26 protein-coding genes and 1 pseudogene are annotated in these 23389 nt (G+C 48.4%); 7 read left to right on the plus strand and 20 right to left on the minus strand.

Annotation, left to right across the window (positions count from 1 at the left end):
• Positions 1 to 157: 157 nt before the first annotated feature.
• From MJO57_RS30740 to MJO57_RS30765, 7 genes and pseudogenes are all read right to left on the minus strand, one after another.
• Positions 158 to 754 carry an acyloxyacyl hydrolase gene (locus MJO57_RS30740; protein WP_252021250.1) on the minus strand — a complete coding sequence of 199 codons (597 nt, stop codon included), beginning with the start codon at positions 752 to 754 and terminating at the stop codon, positions 158 to 160.
• Between the two features lie 161 nt (positions 755 to 915).
• Positions 916 to 1659 (minus strand): hypothetical protein, encoded by a 744-nt coding sequence (locus tag MJO57_RS30745; protein WP_252021252.1) that lies wholly within the window; start codon positions 1657 to 1659, stop codon positions 916 to 918.
• On the minus strand, positions 1656 to 3083 hold the full coding sequence (locus tag MJO57_RS30750) for an IS4 family transposase (protein ID WP_252018566.1): 1428 nt from the start codon (positions 3081 to 3083) through the stop codon (positions 1656 to 1658). The genes MJO57_RS30745 and MJO57_RS30750 overlap by 4 nt, the downstream gene beginning before the upstream one ends.
• A 38-nt stretch (positions 3084 to 3121) precedes the next feature.
• The gene (locus MJO57_RS30755; protein WP_252021254.1) at positions 3122 to 3640 is read right to left on the minus strand and encodes a hypothetical protein; all 519 of its coding nucleotides are present in this window, start codon (positions 3638 to 3640) and stop codon (positions 3122 to 3124) included.
• 106 nt (positions 3641 to 3746) lie between these two features.
• Positions 3747 to 4712, minus strand: coding sequence for a hypothetical protein (locus MJO57_RS32970; RefSeq protein ID WP_371924934.1), 966 nt, complete (start codon positions 4710 to 4712; stop codon positions 3747 to 3749).
• Between the two features lie 243 nt (positions 4713 to 4955).
• Positions 4956 to 5303: pseudogene (locus tag MJO57_RS32975) on the minus strand (capsular polysaccharide biosynthesis protein); the annotation flags it as partial.
• Between the two features lie 153 nt (positions 5304 to 5456).
• Positions 5457 to 6020, minus strand: a complete 564-nt coding sequence (locus MJO57_RS30765) for a hypothetical protein (RefSeq protein ID WP_252021258.1) — start codon at positions 6018 to 6020, stop codon at positions 5457 to 5459.
• A gap of 253 nt (positions 6021 to 6273) precedes the next feature.
• Between MJO57_RS30765 and MJO57_RS30770 the strand changes: the two genes are divergently transcribed.
• Positions 6274 to 6840, plus strand: a complete 567-nt coding sequence (locus tag MJO57_RS30770) for a TIGR04219 family outer membrane beta-barrel protein (RefSeq protein ID WP_252021260.1) — start codon at positions 6274 to 6276, stop codon at positions 6838 to 6840.
• Between the two features lie 163 nt (positions 6841 to 7003).
• On the opposite strand, the gene MJO57_RS30775 is transcribed toward MJO57_RS30770, so the two are convergent.
• Positions 7004 to 7822 (minus strand): hypothetical protein, encoded by an 819-nt coding sequence (locus MJO57_RS30775; protein WP_252021262.1) that lies wholly within the window; start codon positions 7820 to 7822, stop codon positions 7004 to 7006.
• 116 nt (positions 7823 to 7938) lie between these two features.
• On the minus strand, positions 7939 to 9453 hold the full coding sequence (locus MJO57_RS30780; RefSeq protein ID WP_252017330.1) for an IS66 family transposase: 1515 nt from the start codon (positions 9451 to 9453) through the stop codon (positions 7939 to 7941).
• Here MJO57_RS30780 and MJO57_RS32980 point away from each other — a divergent pair.
• Positions 9452 to 9586: a hypothetical protein gene (locus MJO57_RS32980; protein ID WP_256492856.1), complete on the plus strand. Its 135-nt coding sequence runs from the start codon at positions 9452 to 9454 to the stop codon at positions 9584 to 9586. The genes MJO57_RS30780 and MJO57_RS32980 overlap by 2 nt on opposite strands.
• 57 nt (positions 9587 to 9643) lie before the next feature.
• On the opposite strand, the gene MJO57_RS30785 is transcribed toward MJO57_RS32980, so the two are convergent.
• The 7 genes from MJO57_RS30785 to MJO57_RS30815 form a co-directional block, all read right to left on the minus strand.
• Positions 9644 to 10237 carry an AAA family ATPase gene (locus MJO57_RS30785; RefSeq protein ID WP_252021264.1) on the minus strand — a complete coding sequence of 198 codons (594 nt, stop codon included), beginning with the start codon at positions 10235 to 10237 and terminating at the stop codon, positions 9644 to 9646.
• A complete protein-coding gene (locus tag MJO57_RS30790; protein WP_252021266.1) occupies positions 10234 to 12438 on the minus strand; it encodes a glycosyltransferase family 2 protein in 2205 nt (734 codons plus the stop codon). Before MJO57_RS30790 ends, MJO57_RS30785 begins: the two co-directional genes overlap by 4 nt.
• A gap of 139 nt (positions 12439 to 12577) precedes the next feature.
• Entirely contained in the window at positions 12578 to 13399 is an 822-nt protein-coding gene (gene galU / locus MJO57_RS30795; protein WP_252021268.1) for a UTP--glucose-1-phosphate uridylyltransferase GalU, read from the minus strand.
• 255 nt (positions 13400 to 13654) lie between these two features.
• Positions 13655 to 13876 carry a type II toxin-antitoxin system BrnA family antitoxin gene (gene brnA / locus MJO57_RS30800; protein ID WP_252021270.1) on the minus strand — a complete coding sequence of 74 codons (222 nt, stop codon included), beginning with the start codon at positions 13874 to 13876 and terminating at the stop codon, positions 13655 to 13657.
• Positions 13866 to 14138 carry a BrnT family toxin gene (locus MJO57_RS30805; protein ID WP_252021272.1) on the minus strand — a complete coding sequence of 91 codons (273 nt, stop codon included), beginning with the start codon at positions 14136 to 14138 and terminating at the stop codon, positions 13866 to 13868. The genes brnA and MJO57_RS30805 overlap by 11 nt, the downstream gene beginning before the upstream one ends.
• Before the next feature lie 158 nt (positions 14139 to 14296).
• Positions 14297 to 15217: a nucleotide sugar dehydrogenase gene (locus MJO57_RS30810; protein ID WP_252021282.1), complete on the minus strand. Its 921-nt coding sequence runs from the start codon at positions 15215 to 15217 to the stop codon at positions 14297 to 14299.
• Between the two features lie 182 nt (positions 15218 to 15399).
• Positions 15400 to 15723 carry a transposase gene (locus MJO57_RS30815; RefSeq protein WP_252021285.1) on the minus strand — a complete coding sequence of 108 codons (324 nt, stop codon included), beginning with the start codon at positions 15721 to 15723 and terminating at the stop codon, positions 15400 to 15402.
• 48 nt (positions 15724 to 15771) lie between these two features.
• Between MJO57_RS30815 and MJO57_RS30820 the strand changes: the two genes are divergently transcribed.
• Positions 15772 to 16698 carry a transposase gene (locus MJO57_RS30820; RefSeq protein ID WP_252021287.1) on the plus strand — a complete coding sequence of 309 codons (927 nt, stop codon included), beginning with the start codon at positions 15772 to 15774 and terminating at the stop codon, positions 16696 to 16698.
• Positions 16699 to 16747: 49 nt separating this feature from the next.
• Complete coding sequence (locus tag MJO57_RS30825; protein WP_252021289.1) at positions 16748 to 17428, plus strand: transposase; 681 nt, start codon at positions 16748 to 16750, stop codon at positions 17426 to 17428.
• Positions 17429 to 17432: 4 nt separating this feature from the next.
• On the opposite strand, the gene MJO57_RS30830 is transcribed toward MJO57_RS30825, so the two are convergent.
• Both MJO57_RS30830 and MJO57_RS30835 read right to left on the minus strand, forming a co-directional pair.
• Entirely contained in the window at positions 17433 to 18494 is a 1062-nt protein-coding gene (locus tag MJO57_RS30830) for an ISNCY family transposase (protein WP_252021291.1), read from the minus strand.
• Between the two features lie 136 nt (positions 18495 to 18630).
• The gene (locus MJO57_RS30835; RefSeq protein ID WP_371924724.1) at positions 18631 to 18903 is read right to left on the minus strand and encodes a hypothetical protein; all 273 of its coding nucleotides are present in this window, start codon (positions 18901 to 18903) and stop codon (positions 18631 to 18633) included.
• 180 nt (positions 18904 to 19083) lie between these two features.
• On the opposite strand from MJO57_RS30835, the gene MJO57_RS30840 reads away from it, so the two are divergent.
• Both MJO57_RS30840 and MJO57_RS30845 read left to right on the plus strand, forming a co-directional pair.
• On the plus strand, positions 19084 to 19338 hold the full coding sequence (locus tag MJO57_RS30840) for a type II toxin-antitoxin system Phd/YefM family antitoxin (protein WP_252027147.1): 255 nt from the start codon (positions 19084 to 19086) through the stop codon (positions 19336 to 19338).
• Positions 19335 to 19607, plus strand: a complete 273-nt coding sequence (locus tag MJO57_RS30845) for a Txe/YoeB family addiction module toxin (RefSeq protein ID WP_305881900.1) — start codon at positions 19335 to 19337, stop codon at positions 19605 to 19607. Before MJO57_RS30840 ends, MJO57_RS30845 begins: the two co-directional genes overlap by 4 nt.
• 153 nt (positions 19608 to 19760) lie before the next feature.
• Here MJO57_RS30845 and MJO57_RS30850 read toward each other — a convergent pair whose 3' ends face one another.
• On the minus strand, positions 19761 to 21278 hold the full coding sequence (locus tag MJO57_RS30850) for an IS1182 family transposase (protein ID WP_252017502.1): 1518 nt from the start codon (positions 21276 to 21278) through the stop codon (positions 19761 to 19763).
• Between the two features lie 71 nt (positions 21279 to 21349).
• The gene (locus tag MJO57_RS30855) at positions 21350 to 22192 is read right to left on the minus strand and encodes a transposase (RefSeq protein ID WP_252021293.1); all 843 of its coding nucleotides are present in this window, start codon (positions 22190 to 22192) and stop codon (positions 21350 to 21352) included.
• 117 nt (positions 22193 to 22309) lie between these two features.
• Here MJO57_RS30855 and MJO57_RS30860 point away from each other — a divergent pair, with 117 nt between their 5' ends.
• A complete protein-coding gene (locus MJO57_RS30860) occupies positions 22310 to 23251 on the plus strand; it encodes a transposase (protein ID WP_252021295.1) in 942 nt (313 codons plus the stop codon).
• Positions 23252 to 23389: the final 138 nt, after the last annotated feature.

Consider the following 23389-nt stretch of genomic DNA (forward strand, 5'->3'; position numbering starts at 1 on the left):
ACCGCGTTAATCCCGGATAATTACTGAAATTAACAATTGGCACAAACCATGCATCCACTACAGTAAGGATCACTCAATCGCGTTTCATGGAAGAAGTAACGGCCACGGATGGGCCTTCTGACCCAACCCAGCCATGTAACGCATCCTTACTGACTTATCACCACCAATACCCAAACTGCACCACTCCAAAATCCAGCGCTTCATTCTGGTCATGGAAATCAGCGTTGGAATAGTGAAACCACCCGGCAGACATTTCATACTGCATCTGCCCACCAAAGCGAGCGCCCAGCATCGTACGAATCTCAAACTGCGTATGCCCACCCATATTGATCGGTGACTTCAATTTCTTTTCAATATCTTTTTTGGATTGATAACTGAGGCCAACCCCGGCATCGACAAAAAGTCGCATCCAGTCCGAGGTATTATGTTCAAGACGGAACACAGGAGAAAAGCTGATAGCGTAGACATCCGCAGCACCATCTGGGCTTGGCTCATCTTCCGGTCCAAGCTGGCTGGTCCAGAAATTCACGGCCAGGTCGGAAAAACCGGTCAAATGCCAAGTGTCGGAATCCTCAAACCAGTTTCTATTCCAGTCCCAACGAAGACTGGCACGGTAATCATTGAGTTCAGCTTTATTTTGTAGATAGTGACCATAACCGATGGAAGCACCATCTGGCGTGAGATCATAAGCGGAAGATAATGCGGGGGTAATTGCCATCGCTAGGACAATACCGCGGAGAGATCCCTTCTCCATGATTCAAACTCCTTACTGATTAACTTCGAGGAAATCACTGAGCTGTCTTGCTCATGCGATATCTATCAGTATTGATGGAGTTTTAAATTCCTATAGCGATATAAATATACTTTTTTTAAAGAATTAACTATTTTTTAATTGCCAAAATAAATTAACACCGTTCAGGCTACCGTCTGCTCCCCATTAGCAACCACTTGCACCGGCTCCACCACATTGACAATGTCCTCAACAGACATCGGTGCAAACTTCTGCTCATAAAAGAGTCGCGCATTCCGGCAAGTCAGGGCTAGCTCATTAAAGAAACTGCCGTTAATCTGACTCTCCCGGAAAATAAGCGAATGCAAACGGTTAAACAACTCCGAATGTACCGGCTCCGGTGCCTTCCAGAACTGGTCCAGAGAACATTGAGAAGTCAGGTGGCGAATATCGTAAAAGGCCCGGCCTGTTACTTTCACCGGCAGGTTATGGAGCAGCGCAGAAATACCGACCGTGCTGTTGACCGTCACCACTCCCCGGGTATGGTGATACAGGGCAGGCAGCGGAATATCATGGCAATAGATAATACGGCCCACCGCACCGTAGCGCAGAGCCAACTGTTCAATGACCTGTTGATAATCGGTATAACCCCGGTCCATCGGGTGATGCTTTAACACCAGAAAATCCCTGTGATCTGCAAAATCAGCAAACGAAGCAATCACTTCTTCAATAAAGGCTTCTACCGATGGGTAATCCGAGTGGAAAAGCATCTGTGAATCATCGTGTACCTGCAGGGCTACCAGGAAAAAACGGCCACTGAGCTCTCCGGTCAGTTGCTGCTCAAGACAATGGTCATTCTTCCTGTTTAAATATTTACGGGCAAAGCCCCGCAACCATTTCGCCCCCTCCACCACCTGACTCTTGATCACATCTCTCCAGCGCTGAACTGCCGGGCTATCTGCCAGGTTTTTACCCGATCCTGCAATTTCGCCCAGCCTTCCCATACCACTAACCAGCCGGGCTGCCCTGTATGCTTTGAATCACCCCAACCACCAAGCCGAGCAATCGTTTGAAGCAGCCAAGTGACTGTTGGCGGCTTATCGGGCAACGCTTTTTTTTCATAGGTTAGCCAGAGAACCTGCCATTCATCATCACTGACCACCTCATTCGCGAGTGTTTTTTCACTCCAAAGCTTTCTGTCTTTGTGCTGCCTGTCATTCGGTAACATTAATGCTTCACGGATTTGCATTAGTCTGACAGCGACAAACATTAATATGACCGCAAGTCGTTCAATGTTATCCGGAGATTGCAGACGAAGCCTTTCTACTCCTGCTCCCGATTTCCAAGCCTTATGGAACTCTTCTATTCGCCATCGGAGCTCGTAAAATCGAATGATAGAGCGACAGTCTTCGAATGTTTCAATATCTTCAGTTGTCAATAGTACCCAGTGCAAACGGTCTTCGGAGTCATTGCCAATCTCTTCAGCCGACACAATATTCATAGTTACCGGTTCCGGCCTGCCGCCTGGCCTTTGCGGCGCCTGTATTGTCATCTTCTTTCTTTTGACCTGCAGCGTTGCCTTTCGCTTCTTTCTACCTCCTTTTTGAGGAACCACTATCGTATATTTCCCCAACACTTCAGCCTGAGCTAAGGAATCAAATAATAAGAGTTCGCCATCCACCAGGATTCTGTTTTGTGTAGCTCTTACAACAAACCGCTGTCGGTTATCCAGTTTGTAGTGCATATATTCGTATATATCCGCCTCCCGGTCGCAAACACTGATGATGTCAGGCATTTTACCCCCCATCCTTTGTTCTGTGTTTTCAGAGGCTCTTTGCCACTTAAAGCTTTCCTTTCCCTCGTAAGGTAGCTGACGACGTTGGTTCTTTTTCCCCCGCTGAACGTCCTCTCTAACCCATCGTTCTTGATCAATAAGCCCAATGCTTCGCTCTGTATCCGCATCAACCAAGAAGACAGAGTGGACGTGGAATCCTCTGGTTTTAGAGCCTTCAGGACCTCCAAGATCACCAAGCTCGGATCTGACAGCATGTTTATAACCCAGGGTTGTTGTATCTTCGAGAGCCAGAAGTAGGCGAGACTGTCTCGCTATTTTGGCAGTTGCCTGAAAGCCTGCCTCAGCTATTGCTTCAGGCTTTACGGCCTCATTCTCAATCAGCCGGTAAGCTCCAGTTACCAGTGCGGTATAACCTTCGCATGAAGATGACAAAGAATTACCGGTATGAGCTGAAAGCTCGGCAGCAACTTTGACAAGTCGTTTTGTACGTCGAGTATCGCCCAAATCAGCACATCCAAAAGTTAGTTCTGACCATGGTTTAGGAGAAAGTGGAAGCATGACCTGTTTTATCAGTGAGAAATGATAGAACAAGGTAGCTATTTGTGATCAAGAGACAGCTCCACCACAGGAGAAAAAGCCCGATGGTGCTGATAACCAGCAAAATGCTCACGCTGAAACCAGGCAGCCCAGTAATAGAGCGCAGCATACCTCGTTCTATGACTCATTGATGGGGGCATAGGCACCTCTGCACTCAATCGCTGACTGGAGGCTGACGCCAGCCCTATAAGCGAAAAATCCAGAGCGCTGAGATCGTTCACTCCCCCTCGCTCCAGGGTAATGGTATCCGGTCGGAGATAGCCCTCCTCAAACACCATAAACTGGACACCCAGACGCTCGCAGACCGGCTTGGCCAACCGATGATACAGACGACAGTCCCCCATGAGAAACACCGCCCGAATCTGATGCTTCAACAAATAGCTTTCCAGAAAGTCAGGCCACTGACTGACCGAACCGGTGTAATCCATGCAGTGGTCAGCGCCACTGTAAAAGCGATCCCCACCATTAAAATTGATCTTATGGGTGATGTAGCCATGGGTAGAAAACTCTCGAGCCATTTCCCGAAAAAAAGGACCAAGCGGTCCCTGAAGAAAGAGAATCGATGGCGACTGCATTACTGCCACTGCTTATTATTACCTCAAATAGGGTCCGAATCAGCGCCCGTCAGGCTCTGATCACTTCCAGTAAAAACTGCACCTTTCGACGCTTGCGCCCCAGCCAGCCACTATCCCGGTAATGCCCATTAGCCCGGGCTCGTTGCCGGGCAAGCTCCCTTACCACCCTTTCCGGTGTGGTAAAGCGCCGGGTCTGCCAGTGCACATACCGGGGGTATTCACACAATGCCAGATAAACCAGTTCCGCCAATGTTCGGGAACGCTGCCGACGGTCAATAGCACTCCCCGCCATATGGTCATGGGTTAGCCCCCAGCCTGCATAAAATGGCATCCCCCAGCAATTTACTGTTTTCCCCTGAAGCAGTGCTTCAAAACCGGCCTGGGAAGTCATCACATGGAGTTCATCACACTGGCTGATGCAATCAAAAATATCGCTGTCGGTCACCACCCGATCAACATACTTCAGAGCCTCAGCCTCGGGCACATGGCCCTGCCTGCCAGCCTGAACCACATCCGGATGGGGCTTATAAACCACATAGGCATTAATGCCTTCGTCATCCAGCCATTGACGAACCCGAGCTAGCAGATCAATATTGCGAAAGATCACCGGGCTGCCGAATTTTAACGAGGCATCAGAATCCACCTGTCCGGTAATCAGAATACGACGCTGCCCGGGCCTGGCATCAACAAACGGTGTATTGCCACGACCAACCAGATTGTACTTGCTGATTCGCTGCTGTATCAGCAGGGAAACTAACGCTTCTCCCCTCTGTCCCTGTTCCGGGGAAAGCTCGAAAGTATTGAGCAGATACTCAAGCCGACTGGGCGTAGTGGCATCGTAATAAATACCCCGGTCATCCAGCACCAGGGAGGCTGGCCGGCGCAGATCGGCTCCAAGACCACAGGAGCGGATAAAACCGTCCTCCATTCGCCAGACCGGCATCGAACCGGCCTCAACCCCTTCCGGTAACGGCTTTCGTCCCCACACCAGCAAGCCTGAATTGCCAGTATCCATTAATAACCTTCTTTTCAACGCCTGATGGTTACCAACAAAGACCACTTCACCCGCCAGCCCGGCAACAAACTCTTTCACAAAGGCTCGCTTCCAAAGACTGAAACCCAATGTGTAAAGCCGATCAACCTGAGGTCGTTGGTTTTGTCTTTGCAACGCAATCAGCTCCACAACATCTTCAAGCTCACCGGGTTCGCCGGTTTCCGGGTCAATATACCGGGTATACAGCAGACAGGCCGCAGCAAACAGACTGGCCAGCGTATGCTTCTGAACACGACGATCACAACCTACCCGGTCATCGGTCAGTCCCCAGCCGCTGTAGAAAGGAACACCAAAACAGACCACCGGCTTATTGTGCAGTAGCGCTTCAAACCCCAGTTGGGAAGTTACCACATACACCTTATAAAAGTGCGGGAACAGTGATTGGGCATTGACCTTATCCGCCAGCACCTTAACCCGCGCATCCGTCACACCCTTTATATGGCCATATTCCAACGGGAAATAGCCCTGCTTGGTACCCAAAACCACATCCGGATGAACCTTAACCCACACTTCTGCTGCAGGATTCTCCTGCAATGCCGCATTCAGCATTGCTTTAAGGCTCTTATTGGATTACAGACTGTTCCCAGATTGAACCTGGCTGAAGCACTTATCATTAAAGGCTCTCAGAGCTTTGCTCGGCAATTTGCCCTCAAGCCTTACATTGCGTGGTCCACATCCAATTTTCACTGCAGAGCAGTTCGGAAATCAAATAGAGCCTGCTTTAAAACTTTCCCCATTAGCCATGCCGAAGGATACAGAACAATCCCCAAACGTCTGGTCCACCACCAACACTTTGGGCTTGCCAATACTTTCAGCAGGCATCGGCCACAGGCCAACCGGCTCATGGTTATATTTGCTGATATGGTGGGTGCAAATGGTATCAATAAGATTAACGCTGCGGTCTTCCAGTTCCGGCGTTAGCCAGCATGGATTATTAAGCAGGTTTTCCAGGTCAGAAGATTGCGTAGCATCGTAATAAATACCGGTCTTATCCACGATTAGAGAAAAACGACGATCCCCCAATGCCGGGTGCCCAAGATAGCTGATAAAACCGTCTTCCAGTCGCCAGAAGGGTAATTGCAACCTTTCTGCCAGGGCTGTTGCTTTTGCCGTATTGGCTTTCATACCCCAGCCCAATACCGCCTCCACTTCAGGGTATATACCCAACCATTGATGCCAGGGCTTATACAGGTCTAAGGTCCCCTGAAGCAACGCCTTCAACTCAGGGGCACGGACAATGCCGGCAGAAAGAGACAGGAAATGGCTCAAGGTTGTAACTACCTACCTTTGATTCAGGCCAATAAAAAACGACTGTATCAGTCTTTATCCGCCGGCCCAATCGGGAGATTCACGAATAAAGCCTTGAAAAGTAATAAGCAACGATGCTAAGTCAGAATAGAAACCGCCAGAAGAGTAACAGATGGTGCAGAGGCTTCGGTAAAACCCTAAATACACACTGTAGAATGCACTGTACAGTACACGCTAATTTCTATCTTAACCGCGTAAACCGAAACCTACTCTGATGAAAAAAACGATCAGCTTATCGTTGCTATTACTTACCAGTACACTGGCCCAGGCAGATATTATCGGTGCAAAGGCCGGACTGGATTACTGGCATACCAAAGATCACGGCAAAGCAGGCTCCGCTTATGCCCAAATCGAGCACCCTGTGCCTCTACTGCCCAACGTTGCCCTGCGTGCAACTACGCTTGAGGGCGATGTGGACGGTTTGAACAATGTAGACGCCTTCGGCTACTACGAAATCCTGGATAACGACCTGGTCTCCATCGACCTGGGCGCAGGCCTGCACAATATCAGTGGCAGTCGCCATTACAACGAAACCCTGCCCATGGCGGTTGCCGATGCTGAATGGTTTCCGGGCAGCCAGATTTCTTACTACAGCAAACTGAACTACGCAAAAAACACCGATGCTACCGTAACCGACATCAGTGCCGGAGCCCGTTTCCAGTTACTGCCCGCTATTTATCTTCAGGCTGGTTATCGCCATTATGATATGGAAACCGATAATGATAATGGGCATTCAGATACCATTAAAGGACTCACTGCAGGGCTGCATATCGATATGTAATAGTTGCCCGGCTCGAATCATGAAAATGATTTGAGAGCCTGGAATAGTGTTTTTCCGTCGTAAAAAAAAGCCGGAAGCAGCAAATAGCTACTCCGGCTTTTCATTCAATCATCGTTACATCAACGTAGTCAGCCCAATCTAGGCAAGCCCGCTACCAGTGCCGTTATTTCTCTCGCTCACAATGTGGTAAAACATTACTCTCATTCTGCCAAGCTGTTACCAATGCCTGCGCCCGGTTCAACATTACCCCACGGTTTTTTTTCAGCAATGCTTCAATACCGGTAACCCAAAGTTCAGGGTCATCCGGCAACGCAATCCCTGCCCCGGCTTCCTCAATGGCCTGGGCATGGGAGAACCGTTCCGAATAAATCCCCACGGCTTTCTGCCGGGTAATATCGAGAAACTTGGTATGGGAGCGAGCGAGATTAAATGGCGTAACCATTAACGGTGCCAGCCCGATATCCATGGTTCTTGAGGAAGTCATGGCCAGATAGTCTGGCCAGGGCATGGGGTGCAGAATAGATATTCTCGGAATACCCCGAAACTGGCGATACAACCCATGATCCCCAATCAACTCAAACCAGGTATGGGGATTACGTGCCTGAACGAGTTTTACCACCTCCCGAACGAACCCCCACTCCTGTGTATGAGAGCTGCTGCCATGGTAAAAGCAGCGAATCAGTGGTGACGGAACCGGGCATTCTGGCTCAACCGGAGACAATACCGCAGACTCTGGCAGGCCATATTTTTGGGCCAGATACGGAGTCGAAACCCAGACCTTGTCACAAAGCGTTCTCAGTAATGGATACGCTTTGTTGTACCAACCCGACAATCGCTTTCGGTAAGCCGGTGGTAGCGTCTTATCCTGAACCGCTCCGGGAATATCATCATCCATAAACCAAACAACACCGGAAAGACGAGCTGCAATGGCCATAATACGCTGCAGCCACTCAATCGGCACATCACGGCTCAGAATAACCAAAGCGCCTTCCGGCACACGGGACCATAACTGCGTTAATAGCGCTTCATCACCTGCATCCAGCTCGATATAACTTGTCGGCCACGTTTTACGGGATCGAAAGTAAAAATCAATAGTAACTATTCAGCACTGAGCAAAGGCATATTACAGTAATTCCGAACAGCTCTATGAAGTGATTGATATATGTCCATTCCCTGTTTTCTGGCAGACGACAAATAGCTGCGAATCCGTGCAAACATAGAACCACCGTCTGCACTCCTGAAGCAGCCTGAGATTTTCTGCTTTAACTTGGCCATTCGAACATCCCGCTCACTGCCATTGTTATCGAAGGGAATGGTAAAATCTGACATGAAGCGCAGTGTCTCAGCCTTGAACTCAGTGAGTCGTTTGAAGAGATTGTAAGCTTTAGTATTCTTGACTTTCTTGCGCTTAAGCTCCTCTCGTTGCTTCTCCATATAGACGACTTCTTTCATTAGAGCCCGCTGAAGCAACCGGTCATAAATCTTCTCGATTCGTTCACAGACAACACTTGGCATCTGTAGCATACCTATGGTCTTAAAGCCCTTGCAGTAATGCCAGGAAAGCCTCAGTAGCTTCATCAATCGCAACGCCAGTTGATTGCTGTCCCTATCAACAACACCCAAAAGCTCCCTCAGGTGATGGGCATTGCAAAGTACGTGAGTTGCCGCATATGCAAAATAGGATTTCCAATGATCATGAACCAGAACGCCTGCAAATGTTAGCAGTATGCCCATCGTGTCCATGGCCTCACGACCTCGCTTTTCAGACAAGTAGTAGAGCGTCCATTGTTCATCCCGCATAACGTGTAGCCAGTGCAAAGAGCCCTCGGCCCGCATACCCGTTTCATCGGCTCCGGCAACAGACGATTCCCGCAAGGCGTCACGAATAACCTCTTCAGTAGAAGCCAGATTTTCATAGGTTCTGGCCACAAAATTGGCGACAGTGCCTGCACTTACACTCATTTTATAGAGAGTATTAAAATACTCTGACACGCGCTTAAAAGGCAGGAAATGGTATTGGTTAAGATAGACGGCCATAGCCTGTGTGGCTGAGCCATATTGTGCGGCAGCGGTAACACCTTCCGGGAATTCAGCCTGATTCCGACAACCACAAGTGCAGATTTTTACTTCAGCTCTATGGGCCGTTACTTCAAATTCACCCGGTCTCCCTGGTTCAAACACCTGTCGTTCAATATATTTGACCGGCTCACTATCAAGAAGAGACGCCTGACATTTATTGCATTCTTTAACCGGAAGGTACTCAATATAGTCAGGGATATCGACCTGTTTAAGACAAGTGCCCTGATGCCCTTTCTTTCCACCGGCTTTATTACCAGAAGACTGTCTCAGACTTTTAGGATTGGGTTTTTCATCCGATGGATCGGTACCTTTATCTGCGGAAAGGTCGTCAGAATGATCTGGAGAATTACTGTTTTTACAAGGTTTTTGATAACCATCAGACGATGGCGGCTTGCTGCTGTTTTGACTGTTCTTGCCAACCTTTTCTTCCAATTCTCGACATCGCTCTTCCAGACAGGCAACTCTCATCCGCAGCTCTGCATTCTCTTTCAAGAGAATCTCAGCCGACATAGTTGCGGGTAGTTCTGGAATCATGCTGGCGAATATTGTGGAAAAATGGTGCTTAAGAGGATGGTATAAAAATCAGAAAATTCCAGATTTATGTGGGGGTGCTGAACAGTTACAATCAATAGTTGCTGATGAGCAGTTCCCGACAACCACCCAATGATTTGTCGAAGGTACCGTATACTGCCCAAGTGGCTGGAAAAGCCCTTGCCTGCTTCGGTTAAAGATCACAGTCTACCAATCCATTCAGCGCCAGGCGGGCATATTCTGGTTCAAGGCAACCAATCAGGGTCAGTAAAAACAACCGGCAAAGCTGCTGCTCAGACAAATGGTCTGACTTGATAACAACACCCGCATGATCATAAATCGTTCTTCGTTTCCGGGAGAACTGGGTAATGGCATATTGCTCATAGGAAATATCCAGCTTTCGCGCTTTACGAAAGCGATCATAGGCACAGGCAGAATCCGCAGTGATGGCAATCGCCTGCTGCCCGGTTATCCAGTCCAGAGAGTGGCTGGCATCCAGAAAACCGGTCCCCACATCAACCACAACCGGCCCCTCATCAGTCTGTGCAAGTTCCTTTTCCAGAGCAGCCCGACCAAAATCCAGCAAGCGGTCACGATTGCCATCCAATGCACAAATTAAGGCATTAAGGTCTTCCCGCCTATCAATTAACCCCTGTTCTCTGGCGTGCTTATGGGCAATATTATCAAGCACCAGACAGGTGATATGTTTGACTTTGCCCAAGGCATACTTGGTGACAGTGGTTTTGCCAACCCCGGAAGGGCCCAGCAGTAAAATTGGTGTACTCAAACCTTTGCCTCTGAATCGATCACTTCCGGTTCAATGCGGTAAGAAAAATCTTCATGCATCAATGTCAGGTTGGGGCTATAACATGGGTCACTGGTTAACTGTTCACACCACTTATCCTTCATAAACTCCACTTCCTTTCGGAAACGCGCTTGCTTTTCCGGCGTATCCTCGTGGCCACGACTTACCGACTCATGGTGGTACAACTCAGCGTAGGGTGTCCAAAGATTACGATACCCCGCTTCCCGCACTTTCAGGCAGAAATCAATATCATTAAAAGCGACCCTGAGATGATTCTCCTCAAGCCCCCCCACTTCCTCAAATACCGACTTGCGAACCAACATAGCCGCTGCGGTTACAGCAGAATAGTTCTGGGTCAGTCTTAGCCGGGAGAAATAACCAGGATTCCGGTTTGAGAAATATTTGTGACTGTGGCCTGCCACACCGCCGATACCGAGCACAACGCCAGCATGCTGGATGCGATCATCCGGGTACAGCAATTTAGCCCCTACACAACCAATATCGGGCCGGGACACCTGACGTACCATCTCATCCAGCCACTCGGGGGATATTACCTCAATATCGTTATTGATCAGCCCCAGAATAGTACCCCGCGCATGGGTAGCCCCCATATTATTCATGGCGGAATAGTTAAAGGGCTGGTCATAATCAACCACTCGAATAGTCGGGGAACGCTTTAGTACCTCAAAATAGTTAAGTGTTTTTTGGCAGGTGGTCTGATTATTAAGCACCACGATTTCGTAATGAGCATAGGTGGTTTTGGTAACAATGCTATCAATACACTGTTTCAGCAGCGCATAGCCATCACGGGTCGGAATCAACAGGCTAACCAGAGGCGCAGGCACAGGCAGCGGCCAGATCACCCGATAACAATTAGCCAGCCCGGATTTTGTCACCTTTACATCCAGAGGTGTCGCGGCAAAAAAGTCCTGCAGCGCCTTCAATCCGGCTTCCGTCGTATAATCCTTGGCAGATGAGGTTAGCGCTGTTGATCCTTCAATGGCCCGCCAGTGATAGAGAATGTGGGGAACATGAACAATCTCCCGGTTACCTACCCGCGCCATACAACGCAACAGCAAATCGTAATCCTGGCTGCCCTCAACACTGGGGCGAAAGCCACCCACTGCGTTCACCAGTGACCGATCCAGAACGCTCAAATGGGTAATATAATTGTGCGAGTAAAACAGGTCACGGTTCCAATCCGACTTGAAATGGGGCTCAAACCGCCGACCCTGCTCATCGATCTTATCTTCGTCGGAGTAAATCAGTTTGGCATCCGGATGGTTATTGATCGTCGCTGCCATCATCAAAAGTGCATGCTTGGTCAGCACATCATCGTGATCCAGCAGGGCGATATACTCACCGCCAGCCAGCTTCAGGGCACTGTTACTGGCTACAGAAATATGACCATTGGTTTCTCGAAACACCATTTTAATGCGGTCATCCTGACTGGCATACTCCCGGATAATATCCCGAACCTTCTCATCCGTAGAAGCATCATCAGCAATACACAGTTCCCAATGGCCATAGGATTGTTGGATAACGGATTCAATACATGCCCGAAGAAACGTCTCTTGCGTGTTATAGGTGGCCACCAGAACAGAAAAAAACGGTTTGCGCTCGATCTGCTGCCAAAACCTGGCGATATTCTCTTCACCAAAGTGCCTGCCCTCATGACTTGCTACCCATTGAGGATAAGTCATCGTAGTCTGGCAAGGCTCAAATAACGCATGGTAAGCCTGATAAATAGCATCCAGCGACAGTGACGAGTCCAACTCTGTGGAACGACGGGCATTCAGCTTTTTCAGCATCAATTGCTTTGCATACCCCGCCGTCAACTTGCTCATGCTGAACGAATCGATGGAAAAGCGACAGGTGTTTTCCGCTGGATCAAAACGCATGGCAACAGGCAGCTCAGGAAAATAACAGACCCTTTTCAAAGTTTTCCCGCTGGTTAAAGGCAAACGTAGTGCTTCAGCTTCATCAATACCCTTGCCATAATCCAGATAGAGCTTCCCCGCCAGGCGAGTACAATCCGCTTTAACCTTCACGGTCAACATGTACCATCCAACGGGTAACCGCTTTTTGCATTTCACCTTAAAGGCAGGGTCATCACCCGTCGCATGCCATTCAAAGCCACAGCCATCGGATTCAGAAATTTTTCCAAGATGATTAACAGGCAATAACCGAAAAACCGGGTTTCTGTGCAACCAACCAGCAATATCCAAATACGTCATAAATGAGAATGTTGAAGTGTTTAAAAGTTAAAGCGCTAAAACGTTGAAACGTTTAAACGCTTAAACAAAAATCGCCCAGCGATTGTTAATAAAGTTTGTCGTAGCAATAGTTGGTCGCTTCGATAAAGCCCTCGATACTGCCACAGTCAAAACGCTTGCCTTTGAATTTGTAAGCCAGTACGCAGCCACGCTGAGCTTGCATCATCAGGGCATCAGTAATCTGGATCTCACCACCTTTTCCGGGTTGAGTATCCCGAATCAGGTCGAAAATATCCGGTGTCAGAATGTAGCGGCCAATAATGGCCAGATTGCTGGGCGCATCCTCTTTAGGAGGCTTCTCCACCATAGTTTCCACCCGGATCAAATCATCGGAGATGGCCTGCCCGGCAATTACGCCGTACTTATGCACCTCGTTTTCCGGCACTTCCATCACCGCCACAATAGAGCAACGGAACTGTTTGTAGAGCAAAGCCATCTGCGACAGCACACCTGGGCCATCCGGATTGATGCACAGGTCATCGGCCAGTACCACGCCAAAGGGCTGTTCGCCAATCAGCGATTCGCCACTGAGAATAGCATGGCCAAGCCCTTTCATCTCCCGTTGCCGGGTGTAGGAGAAAGAGCACCGGTTAATCAACTGGCGGATATTAGTCAGCAGGGATTCCTTATCGGTCCCGGCAATCTGGTGTTCCAGCTCATAGTTGGCATCGAAATGATCTTCCAAGGCTCGCTTGCCCCGACCGGTGACCATACAAATATCCGCCAGCCCGGCTTCCAGGGCTTCTTCAACCCCGTACTCAATCAGCGGTTTGGAGACCACCGGCATCATCTCTTTGGGCATGCTTTTAGTGGCGGGGAGAAAACGGGTGCCGTAACCGGCAGCGGGGAACAGGCATTTTTTTAACATAAACACTCGGTAAGAAGGTTAAAGCGTTTCAGCGTTGCAACGTTTAAACGCTGAAACGTTACAGCCATTGGTAATGAATGAGCAGTCAGGCTGGACAGTTTTTGTGTAAAGCATTGTGTGGGAGTTGTTTTGTATAGATGAAACGTTCAAGCGTTAAAAGGTTCCAATGCTCTTTTAAACGCTTAAATGCTTAAACGCTTAAACCTTCAACGCTTCAACAACAAGAATCAAGACCTCGTCCTGTTTTTTGCCCGGTCAAGGATGCCTGATTCTGTCAACAATCCACGTTTTAATCAGGGCCTGACGGCTAATACCTATGGCATTGGCTTCTTTGTCCAGGGCATTAACCACCCAGGCGGGGAAATCAATATTAACCCTTTTGGCTTCCAGGTTGGGCCGAAGGGGATTATCGGTGTCAAAGTATTCCAGCACGTCTTCTCCGGAATCAAACTTTTTGTCAATGTCTTCAGCTTTCATAAAGATCCACCTCATTTTTTCGAGAGCGACGCACTGAAATAATCCTGAGACACTCACCCCTCTGAGTCGCTATCGCTGTCCAGTGCTTTGATTTTATTTGACCAATAAAGAGCAACCTCAGTTCATCGGTTTTGACTGTTGACGGCAGGCAGACGAGGTTACTGTCTTCCCACAGAGCCGTAGCCTCATCAAAATCAATACCGTGCTTATCCCGGTTGGCATGGCTTTTGGCTATATCGTACTCAAATCTAGTTTTACCCATATCCTATACCATAATGAACCCTCCAGAGGATCAATATAGCACAAAAATTGGTATTAAGAATAAAATCACACAAAAAGAAGGTTTAAACGTTAAAGCGTTGCAAAGCTCTTTTAAACGCTTAAACCTTCAACGCTTCAACAAAATCGCCCCGACGATTTTCAATCCGATCCAAACAGGTCACGGGTATAAACCTTATCCAGCACATCGGCAAGATCATCCACCAAACGGTTGGAGACAATCACATCTGCCATCTGCTTGAACTCCTCCAGATCCTTGATCACCCGGGAATGGTAAAACTCCGGTTCATCCAGCACCGGCTCATACACTACCACTTCAACGCCCTTGGCCTTGATGCGCTTCATAATGCCCTGGATGGACGATGCCCGGAAGTTATCGGAACCCGCCTTCATAATCAGGCGGTAAATACCCACCACCTGTGGTTTGCGCTTGAGGATGGACTCGGCGACAAAATCCTTGCGGGTGGTGTTGGCATCCACAATGGCGCCAATAATATTGTTGGGCACATCCTGATAGTTGGCCAGCAGCTGTCGGGTATCCTTGGGCAGGCAGTAACCGCCGTAACCGAAGGAGGGGTTATTGTAGTGTCCGCCGATCCGCGGGTCGTAACCCACCCCTTCGATAATCTGGCGGGCATCCAGGCCATGAACCTCGGCGTAAGTATCCAACTCATTAAAGTATGCCACCCGCATGGCCAGGTAGGTGTTGGAGAACAGCTTGATAGCTTCCGCTTCGGTGGAATCGGTAAACAACATCGGGATATCGGTTTTCTCGGCACCTTCTACCAGTAGCCGGGCGAACCGTTCCGCCCGCTCTGACTGTTCACCGACAATAATGCGGGAGGGATGCAGATTGTCGTACAGCGCCTTACCTTCCCGCAGAAATTCCGGTGAGAAAATAATATTGTCACAGCCCAGCTCTTCTTTAATGCGCTGGGTATAACCAACAGGCACTGTGGATTTGATCACCATCACCGCATTGGGATTAATCGCCATGACCTGTTTAATCACCGCCTCCACAGAAGCGGTATTAAAGTAGTTAGTTCTCGTCCAAAAACGCATCAGGCAATCATAATTAAATTGTACGTTCGTTTTGATATTTCCTGAAATTCCAGAGAGCCGCAAAAACTCTTCCCTTTTTTTCTCTAATCTGGGACGGATATTGGAGAAAAACGCGAAAAGCAGGCAGAAAACATCCTCCCACCATGCTGGAAAGGTACTTTCATGTAGCGTGGAGGTGGCTATCAGGATGGTGCCGGGTGTCTGGCCAGAATCACCAGGTTGTAACAGACCACCGATAACCAGCAATGAGAATCAAAACGCTCAGAACCCTTGCAGTGGCAACGTGATAGCCCAAAACATCTCTTTAGCCACGAAATTCCCGCTTCAATACCTGCCCGGAAGCGAAAGAGCGTTTTATACACATACTGACTTTTAGTCATCTCTTCGACTTCAAGTCCGCGCTTCTTATTAAAAGCTACATCGCTGATTCCCATGGCCTTGGCTTTTTCCAAATTAGCGCGACACGCGTATCCGCCGTCACCGCTTGTCTGGCGGTAATTTCTCAAAAAGTGCTGGAAGCAGGATAATTTCGGTCAGTCGTCTATCCTCTCACCATGGCTTTTCTAGAACACCAGCAGTTACAACCTGAAGATCTACTGAGATTCATCACTCAGCAGCAAGAGCAGATCATTCAGCTCAAAGAGCAGATAGAATTGCTTGAAGCAGAGATTCGTCGTCTAAAAAAACTGCCCGCAAAGCCTGACATCAAACCAAACACCAAACCTCCCGATGATGACACCGGCAGCCCTGATGGAGATCCATCCGCTCCTGAGGGTAACGATGGAGCCAGCCCAGACACCTCGTCAAAGCAGAAGGTTAAGAAGCCCAACGAGAAAACCAGAAAGCAGCGTAAACAGCCCCGAAAGCCATCGGCGGAAAAATCCATACCCATTGCTGCCACTGATGTTCCGGAGGGATCAATCAGGAATGGAACCACCCCTTTTCATGTTCAGGAACTGACAATACAAACATCCAGTATTGAATATCTTTTAGAGCAATGGGTGACACCCGATGGACAAACCATTACGGCCAAACCGCCAGCCAGCCTTCATGGACATCATTACGGGCCAATGCTGCAGGCCTACGTTCTGCACCAGTATCATGGTTGCTCCGTTACCCAGCCAGAACTGCTGGACTGGCTATGGGACATTGGAATCTCTATTTCCAGCGGGGAACTCAGCCAGCTTCTGACGAAAGGACACGAGCAGTTCCATGCTGAGAAAGATGAGCTGTTGACTACAGGTATTCGCTGTTCAAGTTATATCCAGACAGACGACACGGGAACAAGGCATAAGGGGAAGAACGGTTACTGCACCATCATCAATAACGAGTCCTTTGCCTGGTTCGAGAGCACAGACAGCAAAAGCCGGGAAAATTTCGTAAGCCTACTGCACCGCCCATGGTCAACTTACACGTTCACCGACGATGCCTTGATCTATCTGGAAAACTGGATTACCCAAAAAGTGGCTACGCGTTCTTAATCCATACAGAGGCGTCACCTTCCTGAGCCATGAAGCCTGGGAAGAATGTATGAAAGACCTGAGACTAACTGGTAGACGGCGCCAGCAGGCCAGTGAAGCCATGATTTATGGCAGCCTGATACAGCATGGAGCAGGACATCTTACCACCTTCAGTGATGGGGCAAGGCAGTTCGACGTTTTCAAACACAGCCAGTGCTGGATACATGCAGAGCGAGGGCTGGCAAAAGTTCATCCGGTCAATGATCAGCAGGCCATGGCTCAGAAATGGCTTCGGACATGGTTCTGGGCCATTTACGATGACCTTAAAGACTTCAAGACAGAGCCAACTGAAAAAAAGGCAATAAAAGTACGACAGGGGTTCCAGGCGCTGATCCAAACCCAAACGTGCAGTGGGCTTCTTCAGGATGCTCTGTCAGGGTTGGCTGTAATCAAGGAAGAGCTATTACTGGTTCTGGATGACCCGAGCTTACCGCTGCACAACAACCTGAGCGAGAGTCAGATACGAGAATATGTTAAACGACGAAAGATCAGTAGTGGGACGCGAAGCGATTTGGGGCGGCAATGTCGCGACACCTTTGCCAGCCTGAAAAAAACGTGTCGCCTGTATGGTCTCTCTTTTTGGGATTATCTGAAAAGCCGACTAATGGGCGATGGGTTATTTCCGAGATTGAGTAACCTGATTGAGGAGGCTTCACGTCATCTTCCGTGTGGTGCTGCCAGCAGTTTTTGAGAAATTACGTCTGGCGAGGTACACGACCATAAATTTCTTTTTGTCTTTCCATCATCGGAATGAATTGGTCCGAATCCGCTGGGTTACCTTCCTCAATAACCAGGTCCAGGATCAATCGACTTTTTCCCTGAACCAGGTTCAGTTTATGGCCATACTGTACTTGCCGCCTGTCTTTTACGATGATATCCGTATGGGGTTCATACAGGCTAACCACTTTTTCCTGGGCTGGCACCTTTTCACCCTTAAAGACCCTGCGCTCTGTCTGGGAGACTATTGCATCCACCAGGGGTAACAGGTGATCCACATCGGCCTGCCACTTGTCGGCATCATCAGCCAGGAGACACTGCCCCTGCTGACGGGCGTTTGCTAGCGTGACAGTAGCTTCGATAAGTACCTTCCGGGATTTTCGGGTCAACTGCAGCAGTTTTTTATAATGCTGATGCCGCTCTTCTTTGCCAGCGTAGATGCATTTTCTGGCCGCATCTTTTACGGCTCGGTTGTGATGGGTATATTCATAAAGCGGTGTCGCTGTCAGTGTTTGTCCCCGTTCCAGCAGCCGACAAATTTCTTTAACGGAACTGGCTAAAAGATCACTGTCGCAAGGAGGTTTGATATCCGATTCGGTGACTGTGCTGTCAATAGCCACAGTGCGCCCTTTTTCAATACCCTGATCTTTAGCGGTCATTAGCTGACAGTTATTAATCCGTTCCCATGTAGATGCAGTAAGAAGGCTGATGAGCCCATGCAAACTGGAGCGACTGGGGCGCTGGTTTGGTTCGAGGCGACAAAAGTCTCGAAAGAGCATGGAGTCCATCAAAACAAACGACAAGTAGTCATAATCACAATTCAAATACTGTTTCAGGAGTGCCGCACGAAGAACGGATTCTGCTGATAGTCCGTTCCGCCCAGTGTTCTGTTTATCACCAGAACTTAAGTCCTCATAAATCCAGTCATTGAACTGTGGATGGGCGTCAAGCCATTGCGAGATACCGGAAAGCTGGGAGCAGATTTCATGAGGTACGTAATGGAGTTCCATACTACACTGCGGGTTGCGTTTTTTGCGCATTTGGAGTCCTCTGTTTTTGGCAATCCCTTATGTTTCTTGCTCTTGGGAAGTTTAGTCGCCAGATAGCAGTAGGGCTCCACTTAATTTTTCAGGATAAAATCTACAGTTTTCAATTGGTTGTGTTTTTGGACGAGAACTAGTTAGTTTTTGGGTCATAATCCGTTGGCGTGGCAATAACCACAAACTCCGCATCAGCATAGGCCAATTGCGAATCGGTGGTTGCCCTGAGGTTTAATTCACGGTTGGCCAGAAACTCTTCAATTTCCACATCCACAATAGGCGATAGTCGGTCGTTAATCATATCCACCTTTTGGGCAATGATATCAACGGCCATCACCTGGTTGTGCTGGGCTAATAAAACGGCGTTGGACAGGCCTACGTAGCCTGTACCGGCAATTGCGATTTTCATAAGAAATTAACGAAGCGATAAAAAAGAAGAAAACACCCTGGCTGGAATCAACCGGGCCATCAAGTATAAATGTTTACCAGCGATAAAAGCGGAGCAAGATAAAGCCTCGGGTTTTTCTTGCCAAATAACAAGAGTCAATTACACTTGTACTTTATCACGTACAGGTATATGGAAAATAAAATGAATGTGGTTTCCTACACAGAAATGAGAAAAAACCTCAAAGCGGTTCTGGACAGCGTTGTTAATGATGCAACCCACACCGTCATTCACCGGCGTGACGCAGAAGATGCGGTAGTTATGTCGAAAGAAAGTTACGACAGCCTGATGGAAACGCTGTATCTGCTCTCGTCACCTGAAAATGCCCGTCGGTTGAAATCCGCCGCTGAACAATTCAAAGCTAATAAGGGCATTAAAAGGGATCTGCCTGAATTATGAGTACCCCGAAAAAAATCACGTTAAGCTGGGCAGAAGAAGCATGGGAAGACTTCCAATACTGGCTGGACAACGACAAGCCAAAAGCCAGGAAACTAAGAAAGCTCATTAAAGAATGTATGCGTACCCCCTTTGAAGGCACAGGCAAACCTGAGCCCCTGAAAGGTAACTTTTCAGGATTCTGGTCGCGCAGGATTGACCAGGAACATCGATTGGTATACGCCTACAGTAACGATAACCTGTTTATACTCCAATGCCGCTTCCACTACTGAAACCTTGACGATACAAAAACAACCCTAGGAGGCTGTCCGAGAACTAGCTATTGAAAAAACGAAAGCTTCAGCATTTTCTTGGCTGATCAAATATTGACCTAAATTTAGCCTGTTTTGGGGTAAAAATTGCGTTTTTTACCCTTTTGCTTGCCTTTATGCTGCCATTTTAAGCCTTTTTGCTTCTTCAAGACGGATTGATCCCGTTGAAACCGATTTGACAATTTTTTTGAAATTATAAGCACTGCAGACCAGTGAAAATTCTCCAGCCACTTTTTCCTTACCCCGGACACTGAACCCTCTGAATCCTGAGTTCTTGATTTGGCCAAAAGGCGGTTCCGCAATCACCTTGCGACGCTCATAAACCGCTTTGGCCTCTTTGGTTTCCATTTTGCGGTTCATCGCCTGGCGTATGGCTTCGTGGCGGTCTGTGCGAATCACTTTCCCCGGGTCTTTGTTGTCACCACTGCACCTTTTACGTAACGGGCAATCCCGGCAGATATCTTTACTGACGCGGTAGCTTTTGTGTTTTGCTTTGCTAGCCGTGTTATAAATCAGCTTCTCACCGGCAGGGCAGGTAAAGCTGTCGTCTGCTTCATGGTAAATAAAATCCGCTTTGACAAACTTTCTGTCAGAGTCTTCCAGTCCCTCTGTTGCAGGCTTCTCCTGTCGATCCGTAGCCATGTAAGCGTCAATGTTCGCATCATCAAACGCTTGCAGGTTGGGCCCTGAGTAATAGCCATTATCCTCACTCATTTTGCCAATGGACGCGTTATCTGTTGCTTCTGCAATGGCTTCAAGTGCAGGCTTTACTTCCTGCTTGTCATTGGCATGCTGGCTGATGTGCTGGCCAACAATGATACCATTATCGCTGTCGACGCTGATCTGGGCGTTATAACTGTACTGATAGCCACTGCCTTTTTTACCCATGATCCTGGCATCATGATCAGCAAAGCTGATTTGCTTTTTGTCGTCTATCGGCTTATCGGGATTCAGGGCCTGTTCCCGTTCTTCAAGCGCTTTTTTGGCCTCCTGGATTTTCTCTAACCGTTCCTGCTTGAATTGCAAGTCTTCAGGAATGCTGTAGCCAGTCTCCTGCTGATAAGCATCGTCCTCTTCACTGTCACTGGTTTCGGCTTTTTTAATCAGGGCCTCAACTTCAGCCATTAATTCAGCTTCTTTGGCCTTAAGTCGTGCGTAGCTCATGGCCTTATGCTTTGATGAGTCGGCTTTGAATTTGGAACCATCAAGAGCGATGTGGCCCAGCGAGGCCATCTGTAGTTCCCGGGCGAGCAGCACGCTCTGTTTGAAACTGCTTTTAAAAAAGGTGGCCTGGTTTTTACGAAAGTCACTGAGCACCCGGAAATTTGGGCAGTGCTGTTTGGCGATATACATGAAAGCCAAGTCCTGATTGCAGCGCCGTTCAATCTCCCTGGAGCTGAACACACCATGGCTATAGGCATAGATCAGGATCGATATAATCAGTCGTGGGTGGTAGGCATTCTGGCCAAGATGGTGATACTGCTTTTCCACTTCAGAGGTGTCGATATGCTTGAAGATATCTTCAAAAACGAAGCAATCATGATCTGGTGGCAGCAGGTCGAAGATGTTCGATGGAAACATCAGGTGCTGGTCAAAATCAGCAGGGTTATCTTTGAATTTGATTGATGACATCCGTTTCGGCAACAACAAAGTGGGCAGAAGATGCCTGATTATACTTAATCAGGCTATTCTCGGACAGCCTCCTAGGTCTGCCGGGCAACCATCTTGCTTACAGTGGAATAATGTAAACCAAAGAAATCCGCTATGGCCTTTTGTGTATAACTGCCGGATGCAAAGGCCGAACAGACTGCCGCTTTAGTAGACTCACAACTTGCCTGATAAAACTCAAGTGATCGTCCAGGCTTGCGCCGTTGCTTATGAGGTACTTCAGTCAGCGTTTTATCCTTTGCAGGTCTATCGATATATTGCTGCTGATGAGAAACAAACTGATCATCACCCAGATAAATCTGCTGCTTAAGATGCACCCAGAGATTCACGCCGACACCTGCCAGCACAAACGCAACAAACCGTTCACAGGCTCGCTCACGATTGTCGGAAAACTGCAGCAACATGGCGTCGGTTGCCAGCCAGTCTGGTGAATGCAGTTCACCGAGGGTGTAACGGTAACTGCTCCATAGCCAGTCTCCGGGATGATCGACCATACGAGCTCGAACCGGATTAAGTACTACATAGCGACTCAACTCAAGCAGATAAGCCGACTTATCCACAAGAATCGCTTTGTAACGCCCCTGAAACAAATGCCCCACCCGCCCATAACGACGATTAAACCGTGTGGTATAAACACCATTAAGCTGTCGCATACCCGCCGAAAGATTACCATCTGGCGTTTCCACCACCAGATGGTAATGATTGGTCATCAGACACCAGGAATGAATCACCCAGTTAAACCGGTCACAGACCTCAGCCAGCACATCCAGGAACAGATTGAAATCCACCTCTTCCCGATAAATTGCCTTGCGCTCATTCCCACGGGAAGTCACATGGTAAAGCGCACCTGCATACTGAATCCGTAACGGCCTGCTCATTTTTTATGCCCCCACTTTATAATCAAGGAGCTATAAAAGTAGAACAGTTTTAATGCTGGTCAAGAATCAAGACCTGACCCAGTTTTTCCTGCAGTTTTTCCTGAAAAAGGGCGCACTGTGGCTATTGACAGCACAGTCACCGAATCGGATATCAAACCTCCTTGCGACAGTGATCTTTTAGCCAGTTCCGTTAAAGAAATTTGTCGGCTGCTGGAACGGGGACAAACACTGACAGCGACACCGCTTTATGAATATACCCATCACAACCGAGCCGTAAAAGATGCGGCCAGAAAATGCATCTACGCTGGCAAAGAAGAGCGGCATCAGCATTATAAAAAACTGCTGCAGTTGACCCGAAAATCCCGGAAGGTACTTATCGAAGCTACTGTCACGCTAGCAAACGCCCGTCAGCAGGGGCAGTGTCTCCTGGCTGATGATGCCGACAAGTGGCAGGCCGATGTGGATCACCTGTTACCCCTGGTGGATGCAATAGTCTCCCAGACAGAGCGCAGGGTCTTTAAGGGTGAAAAGGTGCCAGCCCAGGAAAAAGTGGTTAGCCTGTATGAACCCCATACGGATATCATCGTAAAAGACAGGCGGCAAGTACAGTATGGCCATAAACTGAACCTGGTTCAGGGAAAAAGTCGATTGATCCTGGACCTGGTTATTGAGGAAGGTAACCCAGCGGATTCGGACCAATTCATTCCGATGATGGAAAGACAAAAAGAAATTTATGGTCGTGTACCTCGCCAGACAAGCGGTGACGGCGGATACGCGTGTCGCGCTAATTTGGAAAAAGCCAAGGCCATGGGAATCAGCGATGTAGCTTTTAATAAGAAGCGCGGACTTGAAGTCGAAGAGATGACTAAAAGTCAGTATGTGTATAAAACGCTCTTTCGCTTCCGGGCAGGTATTGAAGCGGGAATTTCGTGGCTAAAGAGATGTTTTGGGCTATCACGTTGCCACTGCAAGGGTTCTGAGCGTTTTGATTCTCATTGCTGGTTATCGGTGGTCTGTTACAACCTGGTGATTCTGGCCAGACACCCGGCACCATCCTGATAGCCACCTCCACGCTACATGAAAGTACCTTTCCAGCATGGTGGGAGGATGTTTTCTGCCTGCTTTTCACGTTTTTCTCCAATATCCGTCCCAGATTAGAGAAAAAAAGGGAAGAGTTTTTGCGGCTCTCTGGAATTT

Source organism: Endozoicomonas sp. SCSIO W0465 (assembly GCF_023716865.1).
Taxonomy (GTDB): domain Bacteria; phylum Pseudomonadota; class Gammaproteobacteria; order Pseudomonadales; family Endozoicomonadaceae; genus Endozoicomonas.

What these genes read in the sequence shown, in the direction of transcription:
- MJO57_RS30740 (WP_252021250.1), bottom strand. Translation starts at nt 754, where the DNA reads ATGGAGAAGGGATCTCTCCGCGGTATTGTCCTAGCGATGGCAATTACC.
- MJO57_RS30750 (WP_252018566.1), bottom strand. Translation starts at nt 3,083, where the DNA reads ATGCTTCCACTTTCTCCTAAACCATGGTCAGAACTAACTTTTGGATGT.
- MJO57_RS30755 (WP_252021254.1), bottom strand. Translation starts at nt 3,640, where the DNA reads ATGGCTCGAGAGTTTTCTACCCATGGCTACATCACCCATAAGATCAAT.
- MJO57_RS32970 (WP_371924934.1), bottom strand. Translation starts at nt 4,712, where the DNA reads ATGGATACTGGCAATTCAGGCTTGCTGGTGTGGGGACGAAAGCCGTTA.
- MJO57_RS30770 (WP_252021260.1), top strand. Translation starts at nt 6,274, where the DNA reads ATGAAAAAAACGATCAGCTTATCGTTGCTATTACTTACCAGTACACTG.
- MJO57_RS32980 (WP_256492856.1), top strand. Translation starts at nt 9,452, where the DNA reads ATGCTGGCGAATATTGTGGAAAAATGGTGCTTAAGAGGATGGTATAAA.
- MJO57_RS30780 (WP_252017330.1), bottom strand. Translation starts at nt 9,453, where the DNA reads ATGATTCCAGAACTACCCGCAACTATGTCGGCTGAGATTCTCTTGAAA.
- galU (WP_252021268.1), bottom strand. Translation starts at nt 13,399, where the DNA reads ATGTTAAAAAAATGCCTGTTCCCCGCTGCCGGTTACGGCACCCGTTTT.
- brnA (WP_252021270.1), bottom strand. Translation starts at nt 13,876, where the DNA reads ATGAAAGCTGAAGACATTGACAAAAAGTTTGATTCCGGAGAAGACGTG.
- MJO57_RS30805 (WP_252021272.1), bottom strand. Translation starts at nt 14,138, where the DNA reads ATGGGTAAAACTAGATTTGAGTACGATATAGCCAAAAGCCATGCCAAC.
- MJO57_RS30810 (WP_252021282.1), bottom strand. Translation starts at nt 15,217, where the DNA reads ATGCGTTTTTGGACGAGAACTAACTACTTTAATACCGCTTCTGTGGAG.
- MJO57_RS30820 (WP_252021287.1), top strand. Translation starts at nt 15,772, where the DNA reads ATGGCTTTTCTAGAACACCAGCAGTTACAACCTGAAGATCTACTGAGA.
- MJO57_RS30825 (WP_252021289.1), top strand. Translation starts at nt 16,748, where the DNA reads ATGAAAGACCTGAGACTAACTGGTAGACGGCGCCAGCAGGCCAGTGAA.
- MJO57_RS30830 (WP_252021291.1), bottom strand. Translation starts at nt 18,494, where the DNA reads ATGCGCAAAAAACGCAACCCGCAGTGTAGTATGGAACTCCATTACGTA.
- MJO57_RS30835 (WP_371924724.1), bottom strand. Translation starts at nt 18,903, where the DNA reads ATGAAAATCGCAATTGCCGGTACAGGCTACGTAGGCCTGTCCAACGCC.
- MJO57_RS30840 (WP_252027147.1), top strand. Translation starts at nt 19,084, where the DNA reads ATGAATGTGGTTTCCTACACAGAAATGAGAAAAAACCTCAAAGCGGTT.
- MJO57_RS30845 (WP_305881900.1), top strand. Translation starts at nt 19,335, where the DNA reads ATGAGTACCCCGAAAAAAATCACGTTAAGCTGGGCAGAAGAAGCATGG.
- MJO57_RS30850 (WP_252017502.1), bottom strand. Translation starts at nt 21,278, where the DNA reads ATGTCATCAATCAAATTCAAAGATAACCCTGCTGATTTTGACCAGCAC.
- MJO57_RS30855 (WP_252021293.1), bottom strand. Translation starts at nt 22,192, where the DNA reads ATGAGCAGGCCGTTACGGATTCAGTATGCAGGTGCGCTTTACCATGTG.